This is a genomic window from Bartonella sp. AA81SXKL, from assembly GCF_042196945.1.
In the GTDB taxonomy this organism is placed as follows: Bacteria; Pseudomonadota; Alphaproteobacteria; order Rhizobiales; family Rhizobiaceae; genus Bartonella.
On the sequence record NZ_JBHIRH010000039.1, the window covers coordinates 1 to 3,984 of the forward strand.

Here is a 3,984-nt window from a genome sequence, read left to right on the forward strand (position 1 = left end):
AAGCCAAGGGTAAAGCCGAGGTTATTATAGCAAAACAACGCCATGGTCCGACAGGAATCGTTCCCCTTGCCTTTCAACCCGACTTTACATGCTTTAGTGATTTGGAAAAATAGGAGCAGAAAAATGCGTTAAAGAGAGCTTTAAATACCCTTGAAAGGTCTTTGAAGACCCTTTAAAACTCTTTGAGAAAAAATAAATTGGTACAAAACCTAGTGTCAAAATATACAAAACCTGCTGGCAAGCTACACCCGCTGGCAAGCTACAAAGTTATAGCACCATAAAAGTGCTGTGGCGGAGGGGGTGGGAGCGTTATATTTATATAAAATCAATAAGTTATATAAAAGTTCGGGAGTTTTGATTCCGTTGATTATTTTAACTTATTTTATGTCTATCCCGAACCTTTTTGTAGCTTTTTGATTGCTTCTATTGCAAGTCGTTTTCTATCAGCTGTTTTGGTATAAAGGGATGCCATTTTATCTTCTGTCCAGCCAAAAAGCGCTTTCATTTGCGAAACTGTCGCACCAGCATTGGCTGCACGTGTTGCTGCTAATTTTCGCAATCCGTGCGCTGATTTTTTAATACCCGCCGCATTACATGCTTCACGAAAGAGGTTGCCAAAACTTTCTTTGACAAGCTTATTTCCACCTTTACCACAAATAAATGTTTCATCTCCAATAGGTCCAATTTTAAGTATTTCTGCGAGTTCTGGCAAAATCGGGAGAAAAACATCTGTTTTAAATTGGCTCTTTTCTGTTTTGAGATAAATGATATTATCTTTGACGTCTTTCCAGCCGATACGAACGGCATCACCACGACGCAAGCCTGTATAAAGAAGAACATCAATCCAGACGCGTTCATGTGTACCATGTGACCAACGGTGATAATATTTGTCTATGTCCTCTTCTAGCCATGGCAGTAATCCCCCACTGTTTAAAGATTTTGGTGCTTTTAATTAAAAGCAGGATTTCTATTCAAAAGATCATTATCAACCGCCCAATTAAAGAGACTGTTTAAAGAGGTCAAAAAATGTTTTACCGCCGCGGGGGTCTCTCGCCTTCTATCTACGGCTTCAAGAATGTGTTGTTTGTTTATGCTTTTATATGCACGATCACCGATATGTTTAGAAACATTATTCAGAATTCGATATTTAACTTTTTTAGTAGATTCTGATTGATTATGCCATTGCATGCTTTGTAAATACTGATGCAACAACCAATCGAAAGACCCTTCTGTGAGTCTGGTACGCCTCTTTGTTTTGGAGGAGCCATTTTGAGCTTGTTTAATAGCCAGCGTATAATTATCAACAAACTCTTGCGTTCCATAGGTTCCTTCAATCCGAAACCGTGGTCCATGACCAATACGTACATACCATATAACTTTACCATGGCGTGTACGTTCACGAACAAGATGCGGCGGACGGCGTTTTGGCATGGCTAAAACTTTATACCGTCGACAGAGGGGCAACTTTTGCTGGTCTCGTAGTCTTCTTGCTCGTTTTCAAGTGGTGGAAAATCGTCAATGCTATAAGTATTATCTGTCGTTGTTGGTGTTATGGTTTTATTGATATGAATTAATAATTCCCCTGTAGGTTTGATTTCTATGAGTTCACATCCTTGTTTTTTAGCTTCTCTTAAAGCACGAGCAATAGCTGGTTGCGTGATAGTAGGTGGGCGGTGTGGCATGTTTATTCCCCTTCATTGAGATGTAATTCCCCCGTGGTGTGAATCACGCTGGTGTTTAAAAGTTGGTTTTTCGGTGTTAGAAACGGCTTATAGAGATACTATAAGATTAGTAGTTCGTTATTTTCTCATCTGGTTTTTTCTCTAGTTGAGATTCTTCTATCGTCATCAATCCAGTCGTTCCAACATACACATGCATCACCGTAAATTTTTGCATGACCGTAAATATGCGCATCACCGTAAACTTGCGCATTGCCGTAAACACGCGCCCTATCGTAAATGTATGGCTCTTCGTAAACTTGTGCATTGCCATAAACTTCTGCATTATCAAAAACGCTAGGTTCACCGCAAATATATGCATCACCGTAAATTTCTGCATGACCGTAAATGCATGGTTCATCGAAAACTTCTGCTTTGCCATAAATACGAGAATTGCCGTAAACATGTGCATAACCGTAAACTTGTGCATTTTCGTAAACCTTAGCATCACCAAAAACCTTGGCATAACCATAGACTTTTGCATAATCCCCAATCCAGCAATTGCCATCATGACTTAGATTGTCTTCTTTCTCGATATAGCCGCCAAGATCACCTTGCTTGACGTCCCCCAAATCTCTCAGTGCACGAATGCGGCGGAGCGTTCTGCGCCCAACTTCGATTGTTTCATCTGTCAGTTCATATTTTTTCATCTGGTCTTTTCTCCAGTTGATATGGCGTTATAGTCATCAACGTGTGCGCTACGGTAAACTTCTGCATCACCGTAAACTTTTGCTTCTCCGTAAATTTCTGCCTTATCGTAAACACGTGCTTCATCGAAAACGCGTGCATCATTGTAAACTTTTGCACGCCCATGAACATGTGCATTGCCAAAAACCAAGGCATCACCAAAAACCTTGGCATAACCATAAACCTCTGCATTATGGGAAACGCATGCATTACCGTAAACTTCTGCATGATCATAAATTTTAGCATCACCATAAATCCTTGCACTATCGCCTACATGTCCGTCTTTAACTTTTGCATTGCCATAAACTTCTGCCTTATCGGAAACATATGCATAACTGTAAACATGTGCATTTTCTAAAACTTTTGCATAATCGTAAACGCGTGCACAACCGTAAACCTCTGCCTTATCGTAAACACGTGCTTCATCGAAAACGCGTGCACAATCGTAAACCTCTGCCCTGCCGTAAACGCATGCCTCACCGTAAACTTTTGCTTCTCCATAAATTTCTGCACGACCGTAAACGCGCGCTTCATCGAAAACGTGTGCGCTCTCGTAAACACGTGCATTATCGGAAATTTTTGCTTCATCGAAAACAAGTGCATTGCCATAAACACGGGCATCTCCAAAAACACAAGCCTTATACCAAATCCAACAATTGCCCTCATGGGATAAGTTGCCTTCATGTTCTATAAGACCGCCTAGGTCGTCTGCTTTAATACCACCAAAGTCTCGTAAGGCACGAATGCGGTGGAGAGTTTTGCCATCAACCTCAGTTGTTTCATCAGTAAGTTCGTATTTCTTTTCCATGGTTTATTTCCTTGATTTGCGTACAATCCACCCGTGGCGTGAATCACGCATTACTTGAAAGTGTTAAGAAGGGTGGGGGTGCGGGGAGGAGAGAGCACCCCCATAGGTTTAAGCAGCTTTTGCCAAAATCTTTTGCATCTCTTGTTCTATTTCCCCTAAAAAGATTTCGACAGCTTTATTAATCTCTTCAATGTATTGCTCATCACGGTTGATGCGTTTGATTTTCATTCTCAAACCAGTAGATCTGCCTACAAAGTTTGGATTATAGCTCATGAAATGACACCATTTGCGTCCTGTGCACGCCATTTGGAATTGCATTTGTGCGATATATTCAGGCTTGATTTCGTCATATATAAAGAAGCGCAAATGCGTGGTTGATTGTGGGCATTTGACCTCAACTAAGCCGTCCTCTCCAATCAACCCATCAGGACTAGCCCCCGCCATTTCCATTTTTGGGTGGGGGATAAACCCGCATCTTGTGACTTCTGCGTCATAAATGAATTCATATTCTCTCAAGGCATTCTCTTCATGTTCAATGCCCCATTGCATAGCCGCGGTTGTATAAGATTGGCTTATTTCACCTATTAAGCGTTCTGTCATGAGTTTGATTTTGTAGTCTTCATATTTGCTTGTAGGCAAACCTTTTGCTGTCTTACTGAGTATATTGTAAACGTTTGAAGCAGTGACTTTTCCTAAGCGCGCTTGAAACCATTCTGCTGTTCTTTGTTCCATCTCACACCGCCGTTCCCTGTTCGTGTGGCGTTTCTATAT

General features: G+C 41.2%; 5 protein-coding genes and 1 pseudogene. 1 reads left to right on the forward strand and 5 read right to left on the reverse strand.

What is annotated here, in order from left to right:
• A partial coding sequence (locus ACFINZ_RS08970) for a DnaB-like helicase C-terminal domain-containing protein (RefSeq protein ID WP_375668797.1) occupies window positions 1–113 on the forward strand: 113 nt, incomplete at its 5' end.
• A 275-nt stretch (window positions 114–388) separates the two neighbouring features.
• Here ACFINZ_RS08970 and ACFINZ_RS08975 read toward each other — a convergent pair.
• The 5 genes and pseudogenes from ACFINZ_RS08975 to ACFINZ_RS08995 form a co-directional block, all read right to left on the reverse strand.
• A pseudogene (locus ACFINZ_RS08975) lies at window positions 389–1,431 on the reverse strand (tyrosine-type recombinase/integrase).
• A gap of 2 nt (window positions 1,432–1,433) precedes the next feature.
• Window positions 1,434–1,682 (reverse strand): hypothetical protein, encoded by a 249-nt coding sequence (locus ACFINZ_RS08980; protein ID WP_015857131.1) that lies wholly within the window; start codon window positions 1,680–1,682, stop codon window positions 1,434–1,436.
• Window positions 1,683–1,807: 125 nt separating this feature from the next.
• Complete coding sequence (locus tag ACFINZ_RS08985; RefSeq protein WP_375672230.1) at window positions 1,808–2,368, reverse strand: hypothetical protein; 561 nt, start codon at window positions 2,366–2,368, stop codon at window positions 1,808–1,810.
• Complete coding sequence (locus ACFINZ_RS08990) at window positions 2,365–3,213, reverse strand: hypothetical protein (protein WP_375672231.1); 849 nt, start codon at window positions 3,211–3,213, stop codon at window positions 2,365–2,367. The genes ACFINZ_RS08985 and ACFINZ_RS08990 overlap by 4 nt, the downstream gene beginning before the upstream one ends.
• A 108-nt stretch (window positions 3,214–3,321) precedes the next feature.
• Window positions 3,322–3,945, reverse strand: a complete 624-nt coding sequence (locus ACFINZ_RS08995) for a lambda exonuclease family protein (RefSeq protein WP_375672232.1) — start codon at window positions 3,943–3,945, stop codon at window positions 3,322–3,324.
• Window positions 3,946–3,984: the final 39 nt, after the last annotated feature.